Origin of the sequence: Acinetobacter sp. V104_13 (assembly GCF_031798995.1) — a bacterium.
Classification (GTDB): domain Bacteria; phylum Pseudomonadota; class Gammaproteobacteria; order Pseudomonadales; family Moraxellaceae; genus Acinetobacter; species Acinetobacter pittii.
Genome location: NZ_JAVQNP010000025.1, coordinates 172,093 through 198,358, shown reverse-complemented (window position 1 = coordinate 198,358; position 26,266 = coordinate 172,093). Strand labels below are relative to the sequence as shown.

34 protein-coding genes are annotated in these 26,266 nt (G+C 34.5%); 10 read left to right on the top strand and 24 right to left on the bottom strand.

Going from position 1 to position 26,266, the window contains the following annotated elements:
* Positions 1-73 precede the first annotated feature (73 nt).
* Both tal and leuE read left to right on the top strand, forming a co-directional pair.
* Complete coding sequence (gene tal, locus RMB06_RS10500; RefSeq protein WP_202732265.1) at positions 74-1,063, top strand: transaldolase; 990 nt, start codon at positions 74-76, stop codon at positions 1,061-1,063.
* 75 nt (positions 1,064-1,138) lie between these two features.
* Complete coding sequence (gene leuE, locus RMB06_RS10495; RefSeq protein ID WP_016803130.1) at positions 1,139-1,789, top strand: leucine efflux protein LeuE; 651 nt, start codon at positions 1,139-1,141, stop codon at positions 1,787-1,789.
* Positions 1,790-1,842: 53 nt separating this feature from the next.
* On the opposite strand, the gene RMB06_RS10490 is transcribed toward leuE, so the two are convergent.
* Positions 1,843-2,316: an Lrp/AsnC family transcriptional regulator gene (locus tag RMB06_RS10490; RefSeq protein ID WP_202732264.1), complete on the bottom strand. Its 474-nt coding sequence runs from the start codon at positions 2,314-2,316 to the stop codon at positions 1,843-1,845.
* A 186-nt stretch (positions 2,317-2,502) separates the two neighbouring features.
* Here RMB06_RS10490 and RMB06_RS10485 point away from each other — a divergent pair, with 186 nt between their 5' ends.
* On the top strand, positions 2,503-3,678 hold the full coding sequence (locus RMB06_RS10485; RefSeq protein WP_202732263.1) for a benzoate/H(+) symporter BenE family transporter: 1,176 nt from the start codon (positions 2,503-2,505) through the stop codon (positions 3,676-3,678).
* 60 nt (positions 3,679-3,738) lie between these two features.
* Here RMB06_RS10485 and RMB06_RS10480 read toward each other — a convergent pair whose 3' ends face one another.
* The 3 genes from RMB06_RS10480 to RMB06_RS10470 form a co-directional block, all read right to left on the bottom strand.
* Positions 3,739-4,182 (bottom strand): RDD family protein, encoded by a 444-nt coding sequence (locus RMB06_RS10480; protein WP_005073782.1) that lies wholly within the window; start codon positions 4,180-4,182, stop codon positions 3,739-3,741.
* Between the two features lie 270 nt (positions 4,183-4,452).
* Positions 4,453-4,623 (bottom strand): hypothetical protein, encoded by a 171-nt coding sequence (locus RMB06_RS10475; protein ID WP_202732262.1) that lies wholly within the window; start codon positions 4,621-4,623, stop codon positions 4,453-4,455.
* Positions 4,624-4,798: 175 nt separating this feature from the next.
* Entirely contained in the window at positions 4,799-5,026 is a 228-nt protein-coding gene (locus tag RMB06_RS10470) for a hypothetical protein (protein WP_032055776.1), read from the bottom strand.
* A 290-nt stretch (positions 5,027-5,316) separates the two neighbouring features.
* Between RMB06_RS10470 and RMB06_RS10465 the strand changes: the two genes are divergently transcribed.
* Together RMB06_RS10465 and RMB06_RS10460 are read left to right on the top strand one after the other, a co-directional pair.
* Complete coding sequence (locus RMB06_RS10465) at positions 5,317-5,760, top strand: universal stress protein (protein ID WP_002115225.1); 444 nt, start codon at positions 5,317-5,319, stop codon at positions 5,758-5,760.
* Positions 5,761-6,021: 261 nt separating this feature from the next.
* Positions 6,022-7,605, top strand: a complete 1,584-nt coding sequence (locus tag RMB06_RS10460) for an ATP-binding cassette domain-containing protein (protein WP_064786288.1) — start codon at positions 6,022-6,024, stop codon at positions 7,603-7,605.
* A 68-nt stretch (positions 7,606-7,673) separates the two neighbouring features.
* Here the strand turns inward: RMB06_RS10460 and RMB06_RS10455 are convergent, their stop codons facing one another.
* Positions 7,674-8,102: a PPC domain-containing protein gene (locus RMB06_RS10455; protein ID WP_202732261.1), complete on the bottom strand. Its 429-nt coding sequence runs from the start codon at positions 8,100-8,102 to the stop codon at positions 7,674-7,676.
* 22 nt (positions 8,103-8,124) lie between these two features.
* On the bottom strand, positions 8,125-8,256 hold the full coding sequence (locus tag RMB06_RS10450) for a hypothetical protein (RefSeq protein ID WP_202732904.1): 132 nt from the start codon (positions 8,254-8,256) through the stop codon (positions 8,125-8,127).
* Positions 8,257-8,310: 54 nt separating this feature from the next.
* On the opposite strand from RMB06_RS10450, the gene RMB06_RS10445 reads away from it, so the two are divergent.
* Entirely contained in the window at positions 8,311-8,817 is a 507-nt protein-coding gene (locus RMB06_RS10445) for a GNAT family N-acetyltransferase (protein WP_202732260.1), read from the top strand.
* Between the two features lie 90 nt (positions 8,818-8,907).
* Here RMB06_RS10445 and RMB06_RS10440 read toward each other — a convergent pair whose 3' ends face one another.
* From RMB06_RS10440 to RMB06_RS10425, 4 genes are all read right to left on the bottom strand, one after another.
* Complete coding sequence (locus RMB06_RS10440) at positions 8,908-9,270, bottom strand: NirD/YgiW/YdeI family stress tolerance protein (RefSeq protein ID WP_017386739.1); 363 nt, start codon at positions 9,268-9,270, stop codon at positions 8,908-8,910.
* Between the two features lie 246 nt (positions 9,271-9,516).
* Positions 9,517-9,804 carry a hypothetical protein gene (locus RMB06_RS10435; protein WP_005068707.1) on the bottom strand — a complete coding sequence of 96 codons (288 nt, stop codon included), beginning with the start codon at positions 9,802-9,804 and terminating at the stop codon, positions 9,517-9,519.
* Between the two features lie 274 nt (positions 9,805-10,078).
* The gene (locus tag RMB06_RS10430) at positions 10,079-10,210 is read right to left on the bottom strand and encodes a hypothetical protein (protein ID WP_002114618.1); all 132 of its coding nucleotides are present in this window, start codon (positions 10,208-10,210) and stop codon (positions 10,079-10,081) included.
* Positions 10,211-10,400: 190 nt separating this feature from the next.
* The gene (locus tag RMB06_RS10425) at positions 10,401-11,270 is read right to left on the bottom strand and encodes a LysR family transcriptional regulator (protein WP_005073761.1); all 870 of its coding nucleotides are present in this window, start codon (positions 11,268-11,270) and stop codon (positions 10,401-10,403) included.
* 222 nt (positions 11,271-11,492) lie between these two features.
* Between RMB06_RS10425 and RMB06_RS10420 the strand changes: the two genes are divergently transcribed.
* Positions 11,493-12,347 (top strand): DMT family transporter, encoded by an 855-nt coding sequence (locus RMB06_RS10420; protein WP_311079392.1) that lies wholly within the window; start codon positions 11,493-11,495, stop codon positions 12,345-12,347.
* A gap of 56 nt (positions 12,348-12,403) precedes the next feature.
* Here RMB06_RS10420 and RMB06_RS10415 read toward each other — a convergent pair whose 3' ends face one another.
* The 9 genes from RMB06_RS10415 to RMB06_RS10375 all read right to left on the bottom strand — a co-directional run bounded on the left by RMB06_RS10415 (position 12,404) and on the right by RMB06_RS10375 (position 18,134).
* Positions 12,404-12,667, bottom strand: coding sequence for a hypothetical protein (locus RMB06_RS10415; RefSeq protein WP_032005906.1), 264 nt, complete (start codon positions 12,665-12,667; stop codon positions 12,404-12,406).
* Positions 12,668-12,829: 162 nt separating this feature from the next.
* Positions 12,830-13,936: a minor capsid protein gene (locus RMB06_RS10410; protein WP_311079391.1), complete on the bottom strand. Its 1,107-nt coding sequence runs from the start codon at positions 13,934-13,936 to the stop codon at positions 12,830-12,832.
* 183 nt (positions 13,937-14,119) lie between these two features.
* Entirely contained in the window at positions 14,120-14,362 is a 243-nt protein-coding gene (locus RMB06_RS10405; RefSeq protein WP_032005902.1) for a hypothetical protein, read from the bottom strand.
* A gap of 568 nt (positions 14,363-14,930) precedes the next feature.
* Positions 14,931-15,503: a lysozyme gene (locus tag RMB06_RS10400; RefSeq protein WP_202732258.1), complete on the bottom strand. Its 573-nt coding sequence runs from the start codon at positions 15,501-15,503 to the stop codon at positions 14,931-14,933.
* A 177-nt stretch (positions 15,504-15,680) separates the two neighbouring features.
* On the bottom strand, positions 15,681-15,881 hold the full coding sequence (locus tag RMB06_RS10395; protein WP_005073749.1) for a hypothetical protein: 201 nt from the start codon (positions 15,879-15,881) through the stop codon (positions 15,681-15,683).
* Between the two features lie 177 nt (positions 15,882-16,058).
* Positions 16,059-16,517 (bottom strand): hypothetical protein, encoded by a 459-nt coding sequence (locus tag RMB06_RS10390; protein ID WP_064786272.1) that lies wholly within the window; start codon positions 16,515-16,517, stop codon positions 16,059-16,061.
* A gap of 290 nt (positions 16,518-16,807) precedes the next feature.
* On the bottom strand, positions 16,808-17,077 hold the full coding sequence (locus RMB06_RS10385) for a hypothetical protein (RefSeq protein WP_068611974.1): 270 nt from the start codon (positions 17,075-17,077) through the stop codon (positions 16,808-16,810).
* Between the two features lie 301 nt (positions 17,078-17,378).
* A complete protein-coding gene (locus RMB06_RS10380; protein ID WP_005073742.1) occupies positions 17,379-17,753 on the bottom strand; it encodes a TonB C-terminal domain-containing protein in 375 nt (124 codons plus the stop codon).
* 150 nt (positions 17,754-17,903) lie between these two features.
* Complete coding sequence (locus tag RMB06_RS10375) at positions 17,904-18,134, bottom strand: hypothetical protein (protein WP_311079390.1); 231 nt, start codon at positions 18,132-18,134, stop codon at positions 17,904-17,906.
* Positions 18,135-18,399: 265 nt separating this feature from the next.
* Here RMB06_RS10375 and RMB06_RS10370 point away from each other — a divergent pair, with 265 nt between their 5' ends.
* The 3 genes from RMB06_RS10370 to RMB06_RS10360 all read left to right on the top strand — a co-directional run bounded on the left by RMB06_RS10370 (position 18,400) and on the right by RMB06_RS10360 (position 22,094).
* Positions 18,400-19,122, top strand: a complete 723-nt coding sequence (locus tag RMB06_RS10370; protein WP_311079389.1) for a type 1 glutamine amidotransferase — start codon at positions 18,400-18,402, stop codon at positions 19,120-19,122.
* A gap of 161 nt (positions 19,123-19,283) precedes the next feature.
* Complete coding sequence (locus RMB06_RS10365; protein ID WP_311079387.1) at positions 19,284-19,751, top strand: hypothetical protein; 468 nt, start codon at positions 19,284-19,286, stop codon at positions 19,749-19,751.
* A gap of 153 nt (positions 19,752-19,904) precedes the next feature.
* On the top strand, positions 19,905-22,094 hold the full coding sequence (locus RMB06_RS10360) for a TonB-dependent siderophore receptor (RefSeq protein WP_311079386.1): 2,190 nt from the start codon (positions 19,905-19,907) through the stop codon (positions 22,092-22,094).
* A 76-nt stretch (positions 22,095-22,170) separates the two neighbouring features.
* On the opposite strand, the gene RMB06_RS10355 is transcribed toward RMB06_RS10360, so the two are convergent.
* From RMB06_RS10355 to RMB06_RS10335, 5 genes are all read right to left on the bottom strand, one after another.
* The gene (locus tag RMB06_RS10355) at positions 22,171-22,722 is read right to left on the bottom strand and encodes a TetR/AcrR family transcriptional regulator (protein WP_311079385.1); all 552 of its coding nucleotides are present in this window, start codon (positions 22,720-22,722) and stop codon (positions 22,171-22,173) included.
* Positions 22,723-23,296: 574 nt separating this feature from the next.
* Positions 23,297-23,854 (bottom strand): chorismate mutase, encoded by a 558-nt coding sequence (locus RMB06_RS10350; RefSeq protein WP_311079537.1) that lies wholly within the window; start codon positions 23,852-23,854, stop codon positions 23,297-23,299.
* Between the two features lie 78 nt (positions 23,855-23,932).
* On the bottom strand, positions 23,933-24,616 hold the full coding sequence (locus RMB06_RS10345; RefSeq protein ID WP_032052240.1) for an SDR family NAD(P)-dependent oxidoreductase: 684 nt from the start codon (positions 24,614-24,616) through the stop codon (positions 23,933-23,935).
* A gap of 9 nt (positions 24,617-24,625) precedes the next feature.
* Positions 24,626-25,387, bottom strand: a complete 762-nt coding sequence (locus RMB06_RS10340; RefSeq protein WP_068612003.1) for an SDR family NAD(P)-dependent oxidoreductase — start codon at positions 25,385-25,387, stop codon at positions 24,626-24,628.
* A 7-nt stretch (positions 25,388-25,394) separates the two neighbouring features.
* Positions 25,395-26,081, bottom strand: coding sequence for a glutathione S-transferase family protein (locus RMB06_RS10335; RefSeq protein ID WP_068612005.1), 687 nt, complete (start codon positions 26,079-26,081; stop codon positions 25,395-25,397).
* Positions 26,082-26,266: the final 185 nt, after the last annotated feature.

Below are 26,266 nucleotides of genomic sequence, written 5' to 3'. Positions count from 1 at the left end.
TATATCGACAGCATGAATAGACTTTGTGCTATAAAGAAAACATAAGATTTATTACTGAAGATGTTGAATATCAATGACTCATACAGCACTTGACCAATTAAAAACATTAACGACCGTTGTTGCCGACAGTAGTGACCTTGATGCAATTCGTAAATTCCGTCCATTAGACGCAACGACTAATCCTTCATTGATTACGGCAGCAGCAGAACAACCAGAAAGCAAAGAGCTCATTGAAGATGCTTATTATCAAGCCAAAGAAGAAGGCTATAGCAACGATGAGTTAATCGAAAGAACCATTGATATTTTAACCGTAAAATTTGGTGTAGAAATTTTAAAACTGATTGAAGGTCGTGTTTCGACAGAAGTCGATGCAGCACTTTCATATGATACTGAAGCGACCATTAAAAAAGCGCATGAATTATGTGAACTTTACAAAGGTTATGGTATTGATCAGTCACGTATTCTGATTAAAATTGCATCGACTTGGGAAGGTATCCAAGCTGCCAAAGTGCTCGAAGCTGAAGGAATTGCTTGTAACCTCACTCTCCTTTTCGGTTTACATCAAGCCCAAGCGTGTGCAGATGCAAAAGTGACTTTAATCTCACCATTTGTAGGCCGTATCTTAGACTGGTACAAAAAAGCTGAAGGTGTAGACGCTTATCCAATCGAAAAAGATCCAGGCGTAGTTTCAGTTAAGAAAATCTATACCTATTACAAACAACAAAATATTCCAACTCAAGTGATGGGTGCGAGCTTCCGTAGTATCGATCAAGTGCTTGGCCTTGCTGGATGTGATTTACTGACGATCTCGCCAAACTTACTTACCCAGCTTGAGCAAGATACCCGTACAGTTGATGCGGCACTTGATGCATCTCAAGCAAAACAAGCAGAAGCCATTGTTAGACCAGCTCAAGATGAGCAAAGTTTTAAAGATGAACTTAACCATGACTTAATGGCATTCCAGCTTTTACAAGGTGGTGTCGATGGCTTTATTAAAGCACGTGACCAATTAAGCCTTTTGTTACGTCAGTCTTTTGGAATTGATGCGGAAATAAAATCTTAAAAAACTGCACTTTTCATACAAAATTGCCGATTTTTGTTATCATGACAAAAATCGGTTTTTTTTATTGGGTTTCTCGTGTTCGGCATAACAGATTTAACAACATATATTATTGGTACATTCCTAATTGTGTTATTGCCAGGACCCAATTCTCTTTATGTGATGTCAATCGCTTCGCGCTACGGGATTAAAACCGGATATATGGGTGCATTCGGTATTTTCACCGGTGACCTTATTTTAATGCTATGTACAGTACTCGGAGCTGCGTCTCTACTCAAGGCATTCCCATGGGTATTTGTCATTCTTAAATTAACAGGTGCACTTTATTTATCTTATTTAGGCTTTAAACTGTTACAAGGCAGTATTCAACGCTGGAAACAACGTAATCAAACTCAACCAGAAATGGCTGATTTACCAGCTTTAGATAAAGTTCATCCTTATAAAACAGCCCTCAGTATTAGTTTACTCAACCCTAAAGCGATTTTATTTTTCCTCTCTTTCTTTGTTCAATTTGTTGAACCAGACTACGCTTATCCTGCTCTGAGCTTTTTAATTTTAGCGATTATTTTACAGATCATTAGCTTTAGTTATTTAACTGCATTAATCTTCTCTGGAATTAAACTCTCGGCATTTTTTAAAGAAAACCATAAAATTGCAGCAAGCGGAATCTTTTTAGTAGGAATTCTATTTTTCGGATTTGGTTTAAAACTAGCAACCTCAACGATTTAATTATTTTTACTCTAATAAGCTTTTGGATTAGAAAGTTAAAACATTATGAACTGCTAAAAGTCCAGCATGCCATCTGTTTTAACTTCATTAAGTACAAAAAAAGTTCTGACTTGTCTTACTCCGGGTAAGCCAATAATCTTTTCACTATGAAATCGGTTAAACGCAGCCAAATCTTTAACACGAATTTTTAGAAAATAATCGACTTCTCCCGCCACTAGATAACACTCTAAAACATTTTCCAAATCACCCGAGGCTTGTTCAAATGCTTGAAAGCTGTCAGGGGTTGAACGGTCCAAAACTACACCAACTAACACCACTGTACCACGTTGAACCGTATTGGGATTGATCCGAGCACGAACATCCAAGATTGCTCCAATCTTAAAAAGACGCTGAGTATGATTCCAACAAGATGATGTACTAATACCTACTAGTTTAGCCAATTCAGCATTACTTAAACGCCCATTTTCCTGTAAGGCACGCATAATTTTCAGTTCTAGTGGAGTTAAATTTTCGGCTTTCTCATCCATAAAATAATATTCTTGATTCATTGTTATTTATGGAACGAATAATAGCATTATTTAAGAATTTAAAAATATTATTTATTTTTTAACCTAAAAATAGAAAGCACCTTCTTAAAAAAAATTGTTAAATTCACCCCAACTGGAAGCAATGGCAGAAGCCTATTAATTTTTCTTGGATTTAGAACACGTATCATGCAAAAAATTCTTCAAGATTTTTCAATTCCAGCAGTATTTGCTGGTTTTATTACCTTTCTCATTGGTATTAGTGTTTCGGCCGTTTTAGTGATTCAGGCGGCTCAAGCTTTAGGTGCTTCACCTGAACAAATCACTTCATGGTTTTGGGCTTTGGGTTTGGGTATTGGCTTATCAGGACTCATTCTTTCTTGGAAATTTAAATATCCTGTAGCAACGGCGTGGTCAACCGCTGGTCTTGCTTTAATTATGGCAACAGGTAGTGGATATAGTTTGAATGAAGCGATTGGTGCTTTTTTAGTTGGTGGTTTACTAACAGCTATTTTAGGCTTTTCAGGTATTTTTCAAAAAGCGCTGTCATACATCCCTCAAAGTTTAACAAGTGCCATGCTGGCAGGCGTGCTACTCAAATTTGGTATTTCGCTTTTCGCAAGTTTACAAAATGATTGGGCATTTGTTTTGTCCTTACTTAGCATTTATGTCATTACAAAAAGATTATGGCCACGTTATAGCATTGTATTTACCGTAATTGCAGGTATTGCCCTATGCCCTGTCTTTTTAGAATTTCATATGCCTACAGTTCAGTGGTCTTTAGCAAAACCTGTTTGGATTAGTCCTGACTTTAGCTGGTCAGCACTTTTGGGCTTAGCACTGCCACTGTTTGTGATTAGTATGGCTTCTCAATATTTACCGGGTATTGCCATGATCAAAAGTTATGGCTACAAACCACACGTGAATCAACTCATTGGCTGGACAGGTTTAACCCAAGTTGTGCTTGCTCCGTTTGGCTGTTATAGCGTCAATATTGCTGCGATTAGTGCTGCCGTAAGCTTAGACGACCAAGTTCATCCTGACCCAAGCAAACGCTATATTGCAGGTATAAGCTGCGGTTTTTTCTACATCTTAATGGGTTTGTTTGCTGCAACACTCACAAGTTTATTGATGTCTTTCCCTCATATTTTTATTGTAGCTTTAGCGGGTATTGCATTACTTGGTACGATCAGCCACAACATTGCGATTGCTTTTGCTCAAATTGAAGAGCGTGAAGCTGCATTATTTACCTTTTTATGTAGCGCTTCGGGTATTCAATTCTTCGGAATCGGCTCAGCATTTTGGGGATTGGTGGTCGGAATTATTGTATTTGTTGTTCTCAAATTTAAATCCAAAAAAAGCTAATAAAAAAAGCGTTCATAGCTCCCTATTTTCAATGCTATGAACGCTTTTTAGTATAGTTTCTTATAACTCTCTTACTACGACTGTTTTTGCCATTTTGTCGTGCCAGCCTTGTTTTTTAGCGTCAAATGCCACCCAAAAAAGACCAATACCAAATACTAAAATTGATGGAATATAGCCAATATATCGAATAATACTTTGCATGACTGTGAGCTTATTACCTGTTTTTTCATCTAAAACTTTTAAGCGCATCAAACGTTTGCCAGGTGTACCTGCAAAATACAACCAACATAAAACTGAATATAAAAAAGGAAATGCGTAGTTCACAATCAGGTCAAACCAATAGTTTTGTGGCTGACTACTTAAGCCTGTAGCAAATACTAAGTCGTAATCTCCCCGATAAAAAATCCATGCGGCTGGAATAATTGCTAAACAAAGAATAAGACTATCAATAATCATTGCGCCAAATCTTAACCAGAACCCTGCATACTCATACTTATAAGTCATGCCTACCTCACTTTGTTATTGTTTAATAGCTAAAATGGTCTTACTACTTTACTTTTATCCTAATTGAAACTTTTTTATTTTTAAATACTTAAATAAATTTTAAATTTCTTACTTTTATATTTTATTGTAATTATTTTGATCAAAAAACATCATTAACCACATATCTCTACAAAAACTTAATTTAATCTTTTAAAAACTGACATTTTTTTATGTCAGTTATATCGAAATACGTTTATATATAAATTAGATTACAAATAAATATTATATTTATTACCAAAATAAAATATCTATTTTAAATTCTTTTTTTAATAAAAGTGCTGCAAATAATAGAGCCAATCCGATTGTAATTAAAAAAACACTTAAACTGATTAATCCATAAACAATTGTTATACCGCCTAATATAGCTAAAATATAAAAAATAATTACACTGATTGTTGGCATTTCAATTTATTCCACTACTTAAAATAAAAGCAATTTATTCTATCGAGTTTATAAACGATTGCTGTTTTCAAATGTTGATTACACTATTAATTTGTATCATCATACATTAATAATGTTATTAAACTTATTTAGTGTTAATTTAGTTTAATAGACAGTGATGAAGTTCACATAAGTTTTATCTAATTTCAAAATAATGTTTTTCAGTCACAAGTTTAATTTTTAAGTTTTTATATAAGCGTTCTTTTGAGTCTTCTAGTGAAGGAACAACTTTTTCTGCAAATTTATCTTCAGTCATCAGTCTTGCATAAGTTTTGTAGCCAATGATTAACTTTTGAGGTTCTTTACCTGTTTGACTAAACTCTTCAATGAGTTTATTGACTTTCTTTGCTGTTAAATCTGCCATCTTTCTTAGCCCCCCTTTAATTTACTATTTTGTTATACGGCTTCTTTGTGACAGAAATATGAACCGTAATTTTTTGTAATTTTCATGTAAATATTAACAATTATTGGTCTACAGCATACTTATCAGTTCAAAACCAGCAAAGCAATCAATTCAACTATTTGATTTATATTTATTTTATTTAATTTCAATTACTTTTAATTGAATAGATGTCTCCATAGAATGAAATATGTTAATCTTTAATTAATAAAAGCTTCATACATATAACAACTGTAAATAAGAGGAATAACATCATGAATTACCAACATATTATTGTACCAGTAGATGGTTCTGAGATTTCTTTAGCAGCAGCTCGACAAGCAGCTCACATTGCAAAAGCATTTGGTAGTAAATTGACCGCCATTAGTTTGGTTGCGGTAGATCCTTTTAGTGGCGTAGATTTTTATTACATCTCACCTGTTGTAAAAGATTATTTTGTTGAAGCACGTGCCAACGCAGAAAAAACTCTCGCAAAAGTTAAAGCTTTATGTGCTGAAGAAGGTATTGATGCAGAGACTCAAATCATCCAAGGTGAAATTTCTTCAGATGGTATTTTGAAAGCCGTAGAAGACTTAGGTTCTGATTTGATTGTGATTGGTTCGCATGGTCGTAAAGGTTTCCAAAAACTAATTTTGGGAAGTTTTGCTCAAGATGTTTTAAATAGCACCAAGATTCAAGTTTTAGTCGTAAAAGAGTAAAATTCTTGAAAGATAAAAACCCAATCCTATGATTGGGTTTTTTAATAAAATAACTTATAGAAATTTTACACCCACTAAAAAACCCTATAGAATAGTTCACTATTCCATCAATTTCGTGAGTCACGCCAATGAAGTAAGTCTTTTTTCTCATCAATTTTTTCTTTTTTTGATGTGCAAAATAGACTATTTTTGTGATTTACCGTCTCTATTAAAAATTATCATTCTCCTATTTTGTACATCCTGTATTTATGAGGTTTTTTTATGACTCAGCAGGCATGTGTAATATCGCAACTTACCTTAGAGTTCCCTTCAAAGGTAATGTTTAAGCATCTAAATTTTAGTCTTGAATCGAATCAGGTATCTGCCCTAATTGGTCGTAATGGCCAAGGCAAATCTTTGCTTATGCAATTTTTAAATGAGACGCTTGCATTAGATTCAGTTGTTACATCAGGGCAAATATCCTGGCATGTAAAACATGCGTATTTACCTCAATTGCATCGTTTGACAGCACTGACGATTGCTGAAGCCTTAGATATCTTAGATATTTACGATGCTTTTAAAAGAGTTGAACAAGGTAATGCCGACTTCGATGATTATGATTTATTGGAAGGTAAATGGGACCTGCCCACTTTATGGAACAACCTCTTAGAATCTGCTGGTCTACCAACAGATTTAGATTTCCCAGTTAAAAATTTAAGTGAAGGTCAAAAAACCAAATTGGCTCTAAGCTGTTTATTTTTAAAATCAGATCACTATCTATTACTTGATGAGCCTAGTAATCATCTAGATCAGGAATCTAGACAATGGTTAATCGATCATTTAAAAAAACACCCGGCAGGTAGTCTTATCATTAGCCATGATCGGACTTTATTAAATGAAGTCGACCATATTTATCATTTAAATGAACATGGTCTACATCACACCACCGGAAATTATGAAAAATTTTATGGGCAGTATCAAACCAATATTGCAGCTCTAGAGCAATCTATTCAACAAAGCCAACGTGAAGTTAAGCACATGAAGCAAAAGCAACATGATGTATTAATGAAAGCTCAAAAACGAGAGCGTGCTGGCAATAAATTAAGAGAATCAAATTCTCAAGCCAAGATTTTGCTCGACTTTAAAAAGGAACAAGCAGGCCAAAGCATTGCTGCTATACAGTCTCAACACCAACGTCAGATTTCGAACAGTCAAAATGATTTAAAAGATAAGAAATTGCTTCTCGAAACGGTTAAACCTCAACAGTTTTTCTTCCCGTCTTTTCATAAGAAATCTGGTGAAATTCTGCGGATTAAAAAATTGAAACTGAAACATGGTACTCAAAAACCCATCGATCTAGCTGTACAAGCAGCTCAAAAAATTCACATAACAGGACAAAATGGTATTGGAAAATCAACTTTACTTAAGGTAATTCATGCACAGAACAATCAACCCTGTGACAGCATTCACTTATCTGTAGAGTGTTTCTATCTCGACCAGAACTTTAGCTTTTTGTGTGATGAAATGACTGTTATTGAAAATTTATCTCACATGAATAATGAACTTTCAGAACTCGAATGGAGAAATTTGCTAGGTCAACTTCGAATTCGTGGAGATAAAGGTATTCAACTATTGTCTCAGCTAAGTGGTGGTGAAAAATTAAAAGTAGCTTTATTGGCCCTTAGCCAGATAAAACCTGCACCTGAACTTCTGTTATTAGATGAACCAGAAAATCATTTGGATATTGAATCTAGAGAGCTACTTGCTAATGCTATTGAGAGTTATGAAGGTGCGGTATTACTCGTTTCACACGATCAAACGTTTGTTGAAAGCTCGGGCATGCATGAGTCATTTTCTTTAATGTAATCGTTAGTAATATACCAATTTTCAAATTTACTAGTTCTCATTTGAGAGCTAGTAAATTTCATCAGTTATTATTTTTTCACTTTGTTTAATAACTCGAGGTCTAAAGTATATTTCACAGTTTTATTTTTACGAGCACTATTACGCATTTGATAAACTTGAATAATATAATCACCGTCAACTGGTAAAGTAAGCTCTCCATTAAAACCTATAGTTGAGCCAATCAATAATGCGTTATCTTTACCTGGCTTCTTACCAGGTGCAAAAATATTAATGTAGGCTAAATTCCCCAGACTATTGATATCAAATTTTAATATTTGGCCTTTGTTCGCATAAACTCTATACCTTACATCATCGTAGCCCTGAAATTTTCCAGTTAAAATGGTATGTGGTGAACTTTGTAAAAAATTAACTTTTTGCTCAGCATTTTTGGCATAGATAGTGAACGAAGTAGCTGAAATAAGCGTGGATAGTAATAATGTTTTAATGATTTTTTTCAATTTCCAGCCCTCAGAATTAACTTTAAATTATTATATTAAAATTAATTTTATAAAAATTTACTTTATGTATGAGTTTGATGAGTAATAGTTGCTTTTTATAACTAGTAACAAATAAAGTATGTTGAAAATCTAAATTACCTTTCTCTTTTAGAATAAGAATTTAAAAGTTAAAGCGTATGGTTAATCCATAAATCTGGAAGAATTTTTAATGAATATTATTATTCGTGATGAGCAAGCCGAAGATATTGAAGCCATTGAAGAATTGACAAAAGCAGCTTTTAAAAATGCTGTGCACACAAGTCATACCGAGCATTTTATTGTTAATAGTCTAAGAGCTCACGGACAACTTACTATTTCTCTCGTTGCAATTGAAGATGAGTCTATTATTGGACATATTGCTATTTCTCCGGTTGAGATTAGCTCAGGCGAAATAGGTTGGTATGGTTTAGGTCCTATCTCAGTTAATCCAAATAAACAAGGATGCGGTGTTGGCTCGCTTCTCATCAATAAATCACTAGAAAAGTTAAAACAACTTGGCGCTCAAGGATGTGTTTTATTAGGTGATCCAAATTATTACAGCCGATTTGGTTTTAAAAATTATCCTGAGCTAATTTTTCCTGATGTACCGAGTGAATATTTTCAGGCTCTAACTTTTTCGGGCAATATTCCAAAAGCGAATGTCACATACCATGAGGCTTTTAATGCGACGCAATAATAAAAACTTACTATCTTCAAAAGAAAACTCCTAAAAATAGGAGTTTTCTTTTTCATTGGTTTTGAACAAAATTTACTTAAATATCAGCTTTTATTTAACACGCTCAATTTGGAAAACTTCAATATCGGTAGGCTTAACTCTATGCTTATCTACCTCACCAACAACACGTACTTTATCACCTGCTTTTAGTTCAAGAGGTTTCCATAAGTCATCATCAATATCAATTATGATTGAACCAGTTGCGTCTTTTAACTCAAAATGATCCCCAGCAATATGCTTTACGATCGTACCAGTTAAAGTTACTCCAGATTCATCAGCCAAAGTTTTTACTTTGGATACTGTAACTACATTTTTTGTTGCCTCTTTTAATAAAGCAGCATCTGGTTTAGCCATCACAGCACTACTTCCTAATAAAGCAAATCCAGCCAATGCTGTTAAAAGTATTTTTTTCATGACAATTACCTACTTTTTAATATTCTTAGTTATATAAACAAATTCTTTTAAAGTTATAGATTTAGCTTTTGTGGCTTTTTGTATCTTATTAGGGTCTTTGTTTAATGAGAATAAATAGTAACATTAAAAAATTCTTTAAGTTCTCTTTTCCAACAACTATTTTATGGCCTTTATTTTTTCATGAATTTACTTAAGAAAGCTTTTTCTTAAGTAAATTAAACTCAGCATTTAAATATCACTTCATTGTTAAGCAACAAGTTGTCCTAAATTCAATAAAATATTTATGGCTTTTGCCTCATCCTCGGTTTGCATAACAATCATTCTGTCATAAGAAATTCCACCAACCTCAATATAAATTTTTGGATGTGGAAGCTGAGGAATATAGACTTTTAGTGGTTGATAAAGAGCAAGAAGATAACCAAATGAATCATAAGGATAATGATCATCTTTTAATGTCTTCTTTATAACAACATAGTTGTTCAATATATTTAAAATAAAACCATATTCATTTTCAGAATGAAATTTAGCGTCCATACCTACCTCCTTGATTAGTTAATATTTTTATAATCAAACTTAAAGGTTAAATTTCTGATCTGAGGATATTTGAACCAATTTACTTTAAATATAGAGTTCTATTTAAAATAATTAGTGTCGAATTTAAATATATTTAAAACCAAGTGTATTAGTCAACATATTTTGAACGGCGCCATTAAAAATAAATATTTTGAGTTACAAATCACACTTTAAGACAAAAATAAAAAGATATAAAAAAACCCATCTTACGATGGGCTTTGAGCATTCATGTAGATTATGAATCTTTATCCATTGAATGAGGAGTTGTGGTTTTATCTTGCTGTTTTGTGTCGTTTTCACCTTGGCAAGCACTCACACTCAAAGAAATAAAGGCGGCTAAACCCAAGGTCGCTATAATTTTTGTCATGTTTCACCTCATGAATTGTTCAGATTGATGAGTTAATAAATACTTTTTATTAGTTTTACGATCAGCATAGGTTTCTAGGCTTTTTTGTAGATTTAGCGCAAAAATGTAAAGCTATTTAGTTTTAACTTTAAGTGCCCATTTAAAATTTAACTCACCAAGTTCAGAGCCCAGTACCTAAAATAAACTGAGATTAAATATTAACTGAATGCCTGAGCGTTTTGAGGAGTAAGTCATATAAGTGATCTACAGCTTTAGACTCCAAAGATGCCCGGCTTCGGTACACAGCGACCTCCATAGGTTCTAAAGGTCCTAGGCCATGATCAGCACTTAAAATAGTTAAATGCTCAGGTGCACTACACTGTGTAAACACTGCAATTGCTAGACCACTTTCCACTGCTGCAATTTGACCAGCTAAACTTGAACTGTTGTATACCACCCGATAACGTCGTCCCTGTAAAGCCAAAGAATTAATAGCACTCTTTTTGGCTTGACTAGTACTTTCATAAACTGCAATTGGGAGTGGATCTTCTCGCCAGAGTTCAAACTGTGGAGAGCCTACCCACACCATTGGTTCATGAAATAAAAGTGTTCCTTGACGAGCGTTATCTCTCGAAATTAATGCTAAATCTATATCTCCAGTTTCTACCCGTGGTATTAGTGAAGTAGACTGTTCACAAATTAATTCAATTTCAACACCTCCATAACGTGGAGCAAAACGCTTAAGTACAGGAGTTAAATATTTTGCAGCATAATCATCGGGCACCCCAAGGCGTATACGCCCCTTCAGCTCATCTCCATGAAATGCCATTTGGGCTTCTGCATGTAAGTCAAGAATACGGCGCGCATAACCTAAAAGTAGCTGTCCTTGAGACGTTAATTCAATTTGTCGGTGCGTTCGTATTAAAAGTTGGCAATGTAGGGCTTCTTCAAGTTTTTTTAATTGCATGCTAACCGCTGACTGTGATCGATATAACTCAGGTGCTGCATTTGATAAAGAGCCTGTATCTACTACGGTGACAAAACACTTTAGCCAATCAATCTGTAAATTTTTTAAAGTCATTAGAATTTATCTATTCGATTTTCAAATAGTATATAAAAGAATTATGCGCTTTTCTTTATTTATTGTCTCTTTCATACTGAGCTTATAAGAAGTTAAAACAATTTATTTTTAACGTCGCTAACGGTGAATTGATTAACAACTGAATAACTCGTTAATCACTGTCCTTACTAACAATTTTATCACTTCGTATTTCTTAGGTATTACGCACTAGGAGGAGGTTTTATGCGCCTAAATAAACAGATGCTTGCATCACAAAGTGCGACATCCACTTTCGTTTTACTTTGGGGAAGTGCTGCGATTTTTACTCGATGGGGACTCGACAGTGCCTCACCTATAGCATTATTAATTCTGCGCTTTGCCACAGCTTTGTTTGTTCTATTGTTAATTGCTATTTTTAGAAAAAGACTTTTACCTAAGCATGGAACTCGAAAGCAAGTTTTATTAACTGGACTCCTCATTATTGCAGGTTATTCAATTTGTTATTTTAAAGCCATGGCTCACGGAGTCACCCCTGGTTTAATGGCCACAATCATGGGCATACAGCCAATCTTGACGCTTTGTCTTTTAGAAAAGAGTTTACAAAAAGAGAGATTATTAGGTCTATTAATTGCTTTAGCCGGACTCATACTTTTAGTGTGGAAAAGCTTAACTATGTCTTTTATCGCTCCAATCGGAATATTCTTTGCCTTAGCAGCACTGATCTGTATAACTTTTGGTGCTATCATGCAAAAAAACATTCAACAAGCCCCAACAGATATCTTACCGCTCCAATATATAGTTAGCCTTCTAGTTTGTTTATTTATAGTTCCATTTGAACATTTTGAAATAACGTGGAATTCACAACTCATTATTTCGGCCTTATTCCTTGGAATTTTAATTTCTGTAGTTGCTCAACTTTTACTTTACCGTCTTCTAAATCAGGGCAATCTTGTAAATGTAACAAGCCTATTTTATTTAGTGCCTGTCGTTACTGCACTTTTAGATTTTTTAATTTTAAAAAATAAGTTGCCGCTTGCGGGCTTAATAGGAATGATTGCAATTTTAATAGGCTTAACGCTTGTATTTAAAAAGAAATAACTCATTTAAGGTACATTATAAAACCCTCGAATGAGGGCTTTATGCTGAGTTAAAGACTAGTCTAAACTTTTCCAATCTTTACCAATTTGAGCTAATGCTGGCAGTTCATCGCTATTAAAAACATTAGAATTACGATCAATAGCAAATCGATAGATGGGCACAGAATCAGCTTGAGTTTTTTTATAGAAACTGAAATTTTCAGTAATATGGTAATTGCCGGCTTCTGTAGATTTTACAGCTGTTCCTGATGGAATATGAATATAACTTTCACATTCCACTTCAATATTATTTCCAGCAAGATCTTGGTAGGAAAATTTCATGTTTTGATCCTTTCTAAATTTTTATGATTGAGAAAAACTTAACATGCTATCTGGCTAGATTATTGAAACTTTTTTCAACTAATTGTTTAAGTGTGTGTATTTAGTTAAAACTAAAAAAGTTGTTCAAGATAAAAATCCTATTTCTAATACTTCTACTCTCTCTCACAATCCCAATACTTTAAAAGCTCGCTCATCAAGTTCTTTAAGCTCCTCAAGTGTATATAACCGTCCTTCTGGGTCAAAAAACTTATCAAAGTCAAATTCTCCTTCTTTATATAGTTGATATCTTTTAGGCCCTAACCACTCTTTTTGAAAAAAATCATCTGTTAGTTTAAAAAACTCTTTAAATGACATATTTGCATCTAATTGGCCAATTAAATGTTCACGTTCATTTTTAGGAATATCCCTAAATTTTCTCTCATCCATAATGAAGGCTCGGCTGCCAACTAGCTGACCATTTCCATGAGTTGGAACTAGAATACTGCGGCAATGAGGATGTAAAGGCGGAACTCTTTTTGTAGGATCATTAATATCCCAAACACTACTATCAAGGGCTGCACATATTTTGGAGGTTCTGCCATCAAGAACACTTACAAATCTGACATATTCAAACTTTAACTGTTTATAGCTGTTTAAATAGGCCTGATTGGATATATGACTTCGAATCGTACGCACAGTTCGTTCAATATCAATCTTAGAGCTATTTAGTAGTCCATCTTCATATTTAAGGCGTTTAGTCCCTAGAATCCTTTGAATAATTTGTTGATTCGTCGCTCCAGTATTGAGGCCATCCCGAATTCCATACTCCACTCTTTGACGGGCGACCTCGGCAATTGTAGAAAATAACTCATCCACCAATGCTCCACCTGCTAAAGGAACACGTTTAGCAGCTTTATAGAGCTGTTCACCTTTTAATTCTTTATGTTTGCCACCAAAAACTTTTGACATATATTTGGCTTCATAGACAGCCAATGCCACAGCAGAGATGGTAAAAGTTTCAATGAGCACATCATTGGTGGTATTAAACCACTGAGAAATCAGTGCACGTAACTCTTTTAATGGGGCTGTTGAGTAAAGCCCACCCGCCAATGCGGTTTTTTCCTTTTCATTTAGCTCATCTAACAAGTTACTTAGTTTGGTAAGCATATTAACTGTTTCGGAATTAAATAAATTAAGAAGTTCATTAACCGATCTTGAAGATGCTCGATATAGATAAGCTTGATGTTGAGTCAGAACATCAAAAAGTGATTTCTGATGAAGATTAACCATAAAAATTACCTCTACAGAATTGCCCTTTTTTGTTATTTTCTATTTTCTGTCTTACCTTATGTAATTTGCTTATTATTAATATCTCTAGAATAAGTTATGACTAACAAGTGTACCTACGTAAAGTTATTTAGCTAATAGCTTATCCTTGTAATTTATATCTTTATAAACTTGTCTCGTGTCTAACTACACCATCTCTTTAATGCTGAGTAAAACAGCATTACTCGGAATATTTTTAAGTATTTTCTTTTGTTGTTTTCGCCATTCTTTATGAAATTTTTTATCAGATTTTTCGGAAAAACTATCTCTATGCTTCTGACAATCAGTATCTTCTAAATTTGCTGATTGTATACATGGCCAATTGTTTAATTGAGGTGTTAAAACCGCATTACTCATCAATGAAAGTTCTTCTAATCTAATCAAATTCATATTTACTTCCTTGGTTACATCTAGCTCCTGATGTCTTCAATATGTTCAAAACTTCATATTGCACCGTTAAAAGATAGCTATTGTTTTATTTCCTAATCCAATCAGAGCCTACACAAATACCACATCCATAAAAATGCAAAGTGCAAGTTTTGTGTATTGATTTACCAATGATGTAACTTGCTATACGTCTGAATAAATTAATTTTAAATAGAATGAAAAAGCTATTCATAAGGTTTTCTTCTCTGCTCCCTTAAATTCAGTTATACTGTTCTTAGTATGAGATGAGCCTTATATAGTTCATTGGTAGATCAATGAATGACTAAGCCCTTCGCTTTCGAGCAAGGGCTTTTTTAATGCGTGTAATTTGGAAAAATTACTTTGATCTGACTCAGCAATTCAAGCCTCGGTTTGCCTTTACTGAACAGGTCTGTTAGATTGGTCTTGTTCATCAACTCCTATTGTCGATGAATACTGAAGCCTGATTCGTAGCATCAGGCTTTTTTTATGCTAGATTTTATAAAGATCGGAACGGCTTTTCTGATAAAAGCCTATAAAAATTAAAAAGACTCTACGATCCTAAAAACAATTTCTTTTCAATAGCGCGGCGTCTAACCAATCCAGCCAAACGCTTACCGCCTGCGTTTATCCATACATCAAATTGGTTTGCGGCCCCTTTGTAATCACCTGAATTTAATTTTTTTAATAAGGTCGACTTTTTAAAGGCTCCTGCCCCGATGTTATAACTTAGTGAGACTAATGCGTCGAATTGATTTTGCGTTAAAGGAACTTTTACAGCGCCATTGACTGCACGCTCAAATATTTTCAAATCATGCTGCATATATACTTTGGCCTGCTCAAGATTACATGTGTCACCTTTTTGAACGTTCAAACCATTTGGGTATCTGGTTGTGCCATAACCAATGCTCCAGACACCTACGCCATCATCATAAGCACTGAGTCTTAATCCTTCAAAATTACAAATATGGTTTACCCCTTCCTGACTCAGAGACATCTCATCTACCGCAAAACCAATTTCCTGATCGCCATTGTCTGTTGCTGTAGCAATCGAGCTATTTGTAGCGGCACGTGACCGAGACTGAGTAGTAAAAAGCTTGCAAAGATAATCCAATATTTTTTGCATCTAATCCTCTGTCATATTACTTGTTCTAGAAACATACAACCTCATATCTCTAAACTTCTTGCCTAGCTCTCATTTTTTAATTCATTAATGATAATTTTTGAATAATATCTAGAGTTTGTTGTTGTTCAACCAAATACGCTAGAAATTAAAATGCCCAATATAAAATTGGGCTGTAGATTATTCTTCGACCTCTATGGGATCGCCATCTTCAGGTCGAATATGCCGCTCACCATCATCTGCTGGATCGACACTAGAGCCATCTTTGGTAATGGTGTTATACAACTCATCCTCTTTTTTATCATCGATGAATTCTTCATCTGCAAAATCAAGAGGCTCTTCATCATCATCAAAATTTAAGGGTTTTTCTTCATCTATCATGAGATTTATCCTTTACTTCATTTGTGTCATTTCATGCTCAAATAATTAACAGATACATTCAACATGAAACAATCATCATTTATGTAACAGACACTTTAAGATACATATAACAAAGAAAACCGCCCTCGAAGGCGGTTACTAAGCTCTAAATTGTTACGGATAATTGGCTTATATATTTTAAGAAGGTAGTTTATTATTTTTAATATAATCATCTGATTTAAAATAATTAACAATCATTTCTGCATTTTCTTCTTTTACAGGTAAAGTAGTTACTGGAATATTTTCATTTACCATACTAAAGCCTTGAGGGACCAACTGAGAAATAGGAGGAAATTTAGCTTTACCTCCTTCTGTGATTCTTTCAATAAATCCTGCAAGCCATAAAATAAACTCACCTTCATTATCAAACTTAGGCATAAGACTAAAATCAATTTTTACCGAGCATTGCTCGATGGGCTTGGTTAAGCAGTCTTCAAAATTAATAAAATTATACTTTAATTTGAATTCAGTACCTTTTATCGCATTACGAATAAGCCCAACCAAACAATTTAAATTTTCTATTACATCATCAGAAAACAAGTTGTCATTTTTAATTTTTTTATAAACCTTATCTGCTATAGCTAGATATTTTGGCATCGTAACCTCCTATCTTCTCATGCGTATATTTATATACTTCTTTAAACTATTATTTTTTTATGTAAGATAGGGTAAAACTCATAAACTAAATGTAAGAAATACAAGGTTTTTGAAATCAAATCGTCAATTAAACATCAAAAACATTTAAAAATGCGAAGTAATCAACATAAATAATCTATATATAAGAAGATTTTGAAAAATTTTCTTTCAATTTTTCATATCATTGAGAAGCGCTTTAAATAAAATCTTAGCTCTATTTAATATTTGAACTGAATTTATTCAAAGAATTTCTAGCTTTTATTATTTTCAAGGTGGTTCAAAATACTACTAATTTTTAAAAGTAAATAACCGAACAGCAAACCATTAAATATAATAAAAAGACCAACTGTGACCATTTGTGTAGACCACACTCGAATAATATCTAAATTATCATTTCTAGTTTCAACTTGCCCATATGACAAAATAAAGGCTATTCCTAAAACAATTCCAAATACAATTAGACACCACGCTACAACTTTCGTTGCTTTACTTTCAGTATGAGGCTTCTTTACTTCACTCATATTTTTACTTATAACTCTTATGAAATTATTTATTTTCTATAATAATTTTTCATTCTTTTAAAGTTCTGTTTATGTTACCTTTTGATATTAATGTAACAAATTTTTATATTTTTTTAATATATAAATAAAATGTCTTATTTTCTAACTACACTGAAATGTTAGCATTCTACTTTTGAATTTAGCTCTTAAAGATCAGTTCAATATAGCTAAAACCTACTATATCAATACTATAAATATCTAAAGAGCAGATTTAACTTACTCAAAATTATAAATCTGCTCTTAGTATTCAAACATAACTGATTTATTTTACCTGAAACTTAATATTGAATTTTCTTGCTTGCTTTCTTACCTCCGGATTAGAGGGTAAAACAAATGGACTAGAACGCCAGATAGCTTTTTCAATACTTGTTTTAAATTTTTGCTCTTCTTTATCTAAAAAGATAATTTGCTCAATTTCGCCAGTGTCCGTTAAAAAGACTTTAACACTTGCACTCATACCTGTAGAAGACTTGGGAATATCCCAGGTTTTATAAATTTTCTTTTGGTATTGTTTTTTATATTTTTCAGCCTCTGAAATAATTTTATTATCAGCCACTTGCGTAGGAGTGACTTGTTTGTGACCTGTAGCACATCCAACTAATAAAAATAAAGAAGCAACAATAGTGAAGTTTTTCATTTAAAATACCTTGTTTTCAATAACTAAAATTTAACAGTTTAAAATTTAAAAAACCACCCAAAAGGTTGTATTAATCATTGATTATTATGAGTTAGCAAAGGTGTTAAGCCACCTTTACTCCGTCCTTTTTAGTTAATATTTTATTTTTCTTTAAAAAGGAACTTCATAACGAAAATTTAGATTCGAATTTTCTGTTATATTTATATTATAGACATCTCGATCAGTGAAAATCCCATGTTCAGGTGTTTTAAAACTATTAAAAGCTTTATTCTCTGGAACTATTGGAGGTTTATTCAAATAATTTTCTTGAGAATTATATGGAGATGAAGCACAGCCAATCAGCCCAAAACCCAATAAAGATATAACTAAAAATGTCTTCATAAATTTTGTCCACTTTGATAAAAGCTACACAATTTAACAAATTGAACTGCCATTGTCACATCAGAATAATTTAGTTTAACTTAACAATAAATATATCGTATGTATTTTAAAAACAAATATTAATTTTAACTTCGATAAAAACAAATAAAGCTGGCCCATATAAGTTTTCAAAACTGGATGTATTAAAGGCCCTATTCTACTTTTAATATTTCCTTGATTTTTAACCAATGATCGACCTATTAATGTTTAGATTTTAAGGATTGTTATGCGGTTACATTTTATTGTTCATGAAGATTTTGAAGCGCCTGGCGCATATGAAATTTGGGGCAAAATGAATAACTTCAAAATTACCTATTCAAGAGTGTATTTAAATGAAGTTTTGCCAACTTCTGTTGAAGATATCGACTTTCTTATTGTAATGGGTGGCCCACAAAGTCCCGATACTACATTAGATATGTGCCCTCACTTTAATTCATTAGCAGAACAAGCAATCATTAAAAAAGCGATTGAAGCAAATAAAGTGGTTATTGGGGTATGCCTAGGATCTCAATTGATCGGTGAAGCTTTAGGTGCCAAGTTTGAACACAGCCCTGAGCGAGAAATTGGTAAGTTTCCAATTATGCTTACAGAATACGGAATAATACATTCTAAATTTTCTCACTTAGGAAAAATGACCGAAGTTGGCCATTGGCATAACGACATGCCAGGCTTAACTCCCAACGCAAAAATTATTGCTTTTAGCGCAGGGTGCCCAAGACAGATTATTGAATATTCCAAATTAGTTTATGGCCTTCAATGCCATATGGAATTAACTTCAGAAGTAGTTGAATTGCTGACTCAACATTCAGAAGTCGAGTTAAATGATGCTCACAATTATAAATTTGTGAATACTCGTGAAGAATTACGGAAGCATGACTATCAAGAAATGAATCAAAACCTCTTTATTTTTCTAAATAAATTAAAAGAAGAATATTCAAAACGATCTTAAAAAAATGAGTGTAAAAAGCCTTTTTAAATTGGCTTTTACGCTCCGCTACAGATCTTATTATTTACTAGTTGATCAAGCATACTTGAAGTCAAACCTTCAAAAATCAAATTTTAATGTTATAATACAGTGATTTACTCAATTTCAATTGGACTCCCAAAGAAATGAATAGATTTTTATTAACTTTTTTATCTTTAAATATTGGGCTTTTTTCTTCTTCCATCTTTGCTGAAACAAACACATTTCAAACGAAACAAGAATATAACCGCCCTAGATTTAATCAGCATAAAAGTATGCTTGAAGTAAATGCTAACACTCAGAACCATCAGCTGACTGAACAACAAAATTCATTTAATTCTCCTCATTCTCAAAACGTAGATTTTTTTGAAATTGCAAAACAATATCAAGAAAATGAAGCAAAGCCTTCTTCGTTTACTGATGAAACCGTGAATATGAGTGATCATGAGCGTAGTCTTTACTACATTAGACATCATGATAATGTGGGTATTCAAAGAGAAATTCGTGGCCAACAGTTTAAATCGCTAAAACAACAGCGAGATAAAGGTGTTATTTCTAATGATGTATATAAAGAAAAGGTCTACAAAATCTTAAATCAACCTAACTTTAAATAAATTTGAAGCCCTCTTCGGAGGGCTGTTCTGTGAAAATGATTAGATAAAATCTATGTTTAGTTTTTCTAAAAAAAATTAAATTACATTTATAAAATTTTGTTACTTTTTCGCTATAATGATTATAATTATCGTTTAGGATTTCGATACATCAACATGGACCGCTCATCTGCTCTTTTACTCCCAAATTTTAAGTTCAAAGTTTCTACACTTAGCTATGCAATCGGACTAGCTTGTACTTATTTAGCACTTCCTGCACATGCCGAAGATACAACCACTAGTGCATTACCGACTATTACCATTAAGGCACAAGGTAACTGGTTAGAAGAAGCAAGTGCAGAAACTGTTCACAAACATGCTGGCGCTCGAACTATTATTGACCGTAAGCGTTTAGATGAAACGGCGGCAACTTCACTGCGCGAAGCTCTAAAGCAAGTTCCTGGGGTTCAGGCTCAAGACAGTAGTGGAACAGGCGGTAGTGATGTTTCTCTCAATATTGGGGTTCGTGGTTTAGCATCTCGCCTATCACCTCGCTCAACAGTTCTAGTCGATGGTGTTCCACTTTCATTTGCACCGTATGGTCAGCCACAGTTATCTTTAGCACCTGTTTCAATTGGAAATATTGAATCAGTTGACGTTGTACGTGGTGCTGGGTCAGTTCGTTTTGGGCCTCAAAACGTAGGCGGAATTATTAACTTTGCTACTCGATCAATTCCTCAAGATTTTAGCGGAACTGTTAGCCTAACTTCAGAATATGCTTCTGGTACTGACCAAATAAAACTGAGCCCTAATTTATTTGTGGGGGGAACTTTAGACAATGGATTAGGCCTTGCCCTGTTATATTCAGGAACTAAAGGAAACGGTTATCGAGAAGCTAACAACAAAATTGATATCGATGACGTAATGCTAAAGTCTGCTTATCAATTTAATGATAAAGACTCGGTTGCTTTAAATCTGCATCATTATGAAGGTCGCGGCGAAATGCCAGAGGGTTTAACTCAAGCGCAATATGCTGAAAACCCGTATCAATCTTCTGGTGAAAAGAACTATTTTGCAGGTCGACGTACAGATGTCTCTTTACGTTATAACCATAAAGATGAAAAAAATAACTTCGAAGTTTTGAGTTACTACATCGACTCTTTCCGTACTAGTAATCTTGAGACTACACTAGCGAATGGGCAAAAACGCCTCGACTCTGCACCACGCGACTATAAAGTCTATGCAATTGAACCGCGTTACTCACGTATTTATGAACTTGGTAATACTCAAAATGAAGTGACGGTTGGCTATCGCTATTTAAAAGAAGAAAGTTCTGAATTTGCTGGACGTACTGCTTCTTATGCAGCAGGTTCATCAGTGCCAGATTTTGCTCCACGTAGTAGCAGCGAAGGTGGTACTAAAGCACATGCAGTATATATCGACAACCGTATGGAATTGGGCCGTTGGACCATCACACCAGGTGTTCGTTTCGAATCAATTGAAACCCATAATAACTTCACGGGTTATAACAAAGGACAAGCGAATACTGTTTATCCAAAAATTGATTCAGACGAATTTTTACCAAGTTTGTCTGTGATGTACTCAGCAAATGAAAACTGGAATATATTTGCAAACGCAGGCGTATCGTTCGGTCCACAGCAATACAGTCAATTAGCTCGTCTTGAAGGAACAACCGCAACGGCTACAACCGAAGGCTTACATCCTGAAAAGTCGAACAACTATGAAATTGGAACTAAATATCTAGGCAATGGTTTAAATGCCGAATTTACCGTGTTCTATTTAGACTTTGATAAAGAGCTTTCATTGGTTCGTGATGCTGCTAATAACGGGATCTGGACAGACTTAGGGGCAACCAGCCATAAAGGTGTCGAAACAGGTATTAGCTATGATTTCGGCCAATTGTCTGATGCACTGGAAGGCTTAAAAGTATATGGAAACTATACTTTCACCAAAGCAGTGGCTGAAGCAGGTCAATTTAAAGATAAAGACCTACCGTTTTACTCGCGCCATGTCGGTAATGTTGGGCTAGGTTACACTGTAGATAAATGGTCTTTAAATGCGGATATGTTTGCTCAATCTAAGCAGCATTCACCAGATCTTCCAGATAGTAATGTCTATCAAACAGAAGAAACTGCTGATGGTAAATATGGAGATATTCCGGGTTATACCACTTTTGCGCTACGTACCTCTTATGACTTAAGTTCACAAGTTAAAGGTTTAAAAATCGCGGGTGGAATCAAAAATGTCTTTGATAAGCAATACTTTACTCGCTCAACAGATTCTACAGGTGGTAAGTATGTAGGACTGCCACGTACGTTCTATCTACAAACATCGTTTGATTTTTAAAGCTAAATCAAATTGAATAAAAAGCCCTCCTCGGAGGGCTTTTTTATAAGAATTAAACCTTAGAGTACTAACCAATCTAAGCGAGCGTCGACATAAAATATTCTAATAATTTATCTCTTTCATCGATCTTATTTGCACTTAAAAGCTGGACCATTGCCCCATCAATCACAAACAAAAACATGTAGGCATCCTCAACTGTAGCGGTAACTTTTACGGTTAAAAGCAGTTTATAAATTTCATTTATGAACCAATTTCGATAGTCGCTGACGACCTTATAAGCTGCTGGATAAAGCTTTTCAATTTCAAAAATGGCTTTAAATGGCAAACGATAAAAACCCTCTAAATTTGCATGTAAAAAATAAATTTTCTTAAGTTTATCGAATGCCATGAGTTCACGGTACGAATGAATAATTGAAAACACCTCATGTTTTAATGCATCTGTTTGAAAAGTTAAGCTCATCTGAATGAGCCTTTCTTTGGAATGAAAATAGTTATAAAAAGTGGCTTTGGGAATTTTGGCTTCCTCAATAATTCGGTCAATCCCAATGTAAAACCCATATTGTTTAAACAAATCTCTTGCCGCATGTAGCACGCGAAGTGCTCTAAATGATGCTTCTAAATTTGGCATTTTTATACCGTTTAAAATAATTTTTTTGTTGTAAGTAAATGAGATAGAAATGCTGTCACTCTTAAATTGAGCGCTAAAAACAGGCATGTAAAAGCTGCACAAAAAAGGTGTGCTCGCCTATCTCAGGTTTATTGTTGCTATGATTTTTTAGTCGTAACGATTCTTAAGATGTAGAAAACCTAGAGCCGATTAAACCGTTTTAAAGACTGTTTAAATGGAATGAATAGAGAGATTTTGGCAGAGGCCAATAAAGAAAAAATAGTACGCATAACGGCGGACTCCTTTTGATTTAGAAGAGTCCTACCAATTACTGTCAAATAATGGTGGCAAGACTAGAAGGGTTGACAGACTGGTACAAAAGGAAACCAGCGCACGCAAGCGTGCCCCTCCTAGCCTCACCATAAAGGCGTGACTTAGGAGAACGCACAAAACGAAACAATACGTTGTTGTGCGCCTTTTGTACCAGCTCTGTCAAAAGCTGACTGGCAATGTGGCCAGCAGGCAAAGGATAATCGGAGAGATTTTGGGTGTCAATGTGATATTGGCTAGAAAACAGTTAAATAATTATTGTTTTTCATTCTCTTAACTTAATTTTATTTAATGTCTCACATAAAGCTTTTTTGTCGGCTTCTTTAAGTTGTAGATGCTGAACAGGCCACATATAGCTACAGCCATGAGGCGCTTTGTTGTTATTTCTCTTAAGTTCAACGGCAATATTTTTTAGAAGTTCAGTGTTTAGAGAACTAATTTTTAATCGTACTTCTGCTAAATCTTGTGGCTTCCAATTGCTTTCTGGACTCGATAACCAATCTGCGCGATAACGGTATTGAATGGCCTTGGCAACATTCATTTGCGTCACAATAAATGGCTTTACTGTTTCGCTGTTTAAGCCAAAAGATTCGGCTTCAGAAAGCGATTGATCGAGAACTTTCTTTTCTTGAGTTAAATCTTCAATAGGTAAATGCTGCTCTGCTTTATAACCTGCGACATCCTTCATATAAGATAAGCGTTCGTTAACTAAACGAGCAGTTTGAGTGTATTGTGAAGCTTGCGCGAGTGGAGGAAAACACATAAAAGCTGCCAAAGTCGACACTACTTGAACAGCTCCCTGAAAACTCTTTATATTCACTATTTAAAAACCTACCGAAATTATTGTTCTATGATCATCTCAACTCAGTACTGTATTTCAAGAACATGCGAAAGTAAAACTTCAAGATAAGCTGAGTTCTTGGCTCCATGCCGAATCAGGTTGCTGATAGATGTGTTGGCATACTTGTTTAAGAGATGAGGTAAAGTGCTGGTCTTGCCCATCCCACTTTTCAACCATGCAATAAGCAACATGAATACCTTTAGGCTGAAACTCTCTGGCTAATGACTGCGATAAAGCTCGAATGCTAGCAAACATGCTTTGGCTTAACACATCGTAATGGGTCGAGTGATTAGAGGGTGCGCCAAGAAAAATAAGGGTGCCCCGCTGTTGTTTAAGCATAGGCTTAATGACAGCTTGAGCGATACTCACCGCACTTAAACCTGTGGTCTGCCAACTATGTTCAATCTCTTCTAAAGATAAAGCTTCGATATTAGCCGAAGATGAAAAACTCGGCTGAAATACACAGAGTTCAATGGTATGCCCGTGTTTTGAGATATAACGCAATAAGCATTTTAAGTGATCTGCATTCACCAAGTTTACATGGATTGCTGTCACACCATCATTTACAGAATGGACCTGCATATTTTGCACGGCTGAATCATGTATAACCTGATAAAGATGTAATGGACAATGTGCGTTTTTATCTAGAATTACAAAATCACGCTCAATCAGTTGAAGGTCATGACCAGCCACTACAACACAGCCCTGCTTTTTTTGAAATTTTTGAAATATTTTTTTTAGCATTTTAGTCTCTCAAAATTTTTCTTGATAAGGGCGTAAATCCAACTCATGTGTCCAGAGCTGAGGTGTTTGTTGGTAAAGCATCCAATAATTTTCTGCAATTGCATCAATATTAAGTCCGCCAGTGCCACGCGTAAGACGAGCTAACCGCCCCAGACCAAATAATGCTTTATTCACTCTATCGCCATCGACCATGCCATCAATAATCACATGAGCAATATGGATGCCTTGTGATTTATAGATTTGGGCTAGATTTAAGGCATAAGCTCTTAAGGCAGATTTTCCCATTGTAAAAGCTGCGAAAAAAGGTTTGCCGCGTAGAGACGCACTCGCACCTGTAAAAATAAGCGTACCGTGATTTTGATCTTTAAAGATTTTTAGACAGCTTTGAGAAACTAAATAGGCCGATAGAAAAGTGGATTGCCACATTTGAGTAAAAAACGACAATGGACTGCGTAAAAAGATGGAAGGAATATTCCCTCCCACATTATGAATTACAGCAGTAATGCGTTCATTTTGACTTGTAATGGTGTCAAATAGGGCTTGTACTTGGTGTATATCTTCTGCATCTAAACGAAACGCTACAGCATCTCCACCATTGGAATGGATTTGGGCAGCCACTGCTTCAATTTTCTGGAAAGTACGTCCAGCAACATAGACTTTTAAGCCTTCTTTGGCGAAAAGACGACACACCGCTGCACCAATACCTTGTGATGCCCCGACGCCAATAACAACCGCACAATCTTGTTTTTTATCTAGTGTTGTTGATGTCATAGACATTTCACCCTGTTTGTTTTTTATACCATAATGCAATAAACGGACGATTCAAAATTTCTTTACTAAATTTTTTACTGGTACGAATCACTTCACCGAGTTGAGCAACTACAGCTATATCTGCAATGGTTTGGCTGTTTCCAACTAACCATTCACTTTGTGACAAAACCTGCTCAATACGGTCGAGATGTCGTATAAATTCTTCTTCAACATTTTCAGCTTTCATACGTCCTAAGCCTTGAAAGAAAAGCTGTGTTTTCAACTCGGCTAAAATAAAACCTTTTACCATAGGCTTTTCATAAGCTGGACGACCAATACTACTAATGCGAATCGCTTCTTCTAAAGCTTCTGAGTCATTTACGCGTAAATAGACTTCATAAAAATAAAGAGATTCATCTGCCCAATCTTCCCAAAGTTCAGCAAGAGCTTTTTGATTTGGATCTTCAGGGTAAAGCCGAGGTGTGTCTGGAAAGGCTTCATCTAGATAGCGAGCAATTCGAGTACTGTCTTGAATCCGTTGCCCGTTATAATCAATGACAGGTACTTTGCCGACCTTACTTAACAGAGGAACTTTCGCTCCAAGAATGCCGTTGTAGTTAACTGTGTCAAATGGAATTCCCTTGAATCTTAAAGCCCTTGAAATTTTTTGACAGAATGGAGAAATTTCCCATTGATGCAAAATAATATTCGACATTTATTCACCTTTATTTTTTAATTGCCTTTTATCTAGTTCTTTTTTAGAACTAATCAATAAATATACAGAATACTTTTTTAAGTCAAACTGTTTTTGATGACGAATAAGTTCCGAAAGCTAAGAATTATTTGATTTTTATTATTTATATCTTAACAATTTTTAAGCAATATACTTTGAACTATAGG